The organism is Pseudescherichia sp. AS216 (assembly GCF_037152055.1).
In the GTDB taxonomy this organism is placed as follows: domain Bacteria; phylum Pseudomonadota; class Gammaproteobacteria; order Enterobacterales; family Enterobacteriaceae; genus Pseudescherichia.
This window is the reverse complement of sequence record NZ_JBBCMV010000026.1, coordinates 1-409: the sequence shown is the minus strand read 5'-3', so window position 1 is coordinate 409 and position 409 is coordinate 1. Positions and strand designations below refer to the sequence as shown.

At 48.7% G+C, this 409-nt stretch carries 1 tRNA gene and 1 rRNA gene; both read right to left on the bottom strand.

Annotated features, from left to right (window positions below):
* Positions 1–181 precede the first annotated feature (181 nt).
* A tRNA-Glu gene (locus tag WFN61_RS20745) sits at positions 182–256 on the bottom strand.
* A gap of 88 nt (positions 257–344) precedes the next feature.
* A 16S ribosomal RNA gene (locus WFN61_RS20740) occupies positions 345–409 on the bottom strand; the annotation flags it as partial.

Below are 409 nucleotides of genomic sequence, written 5' to 3'. Positions count from 1 at the left end.
TTGCGAAAATTTGAGAGACTCGAACACACCGCATCTTCCTTTCTTATTACGGAGAAAGGAAACAGTGTGTCGTTTCAATTTTCAGCTTGATCCAGATTTTTAAAGAGCAAATATCTCAAACAAGACTCGTGAGTCTGTTTTGAGATACGGTCGGTTGTGCCTTTCACTCACAGCCAGCAAGTGGCGTCCCCTAGGGGATTCGAACCCCTGTTGCCGCCGTGAAAGGGCGGAGTCCTAACCGCTAGACGAAGGGGACAACAAAGTTGTCACGACTTCGCAGCCGTCTTGCTTCTCTACATCTATCAGACAATCTGTGTGGACACTGCGAAGCAGGTTCTTTCAGGTAAGGAGGTGATCCAACCGCAGGTTCCCCTACGGTTACCTTGTTACGACTTCACCCCAGTCATGA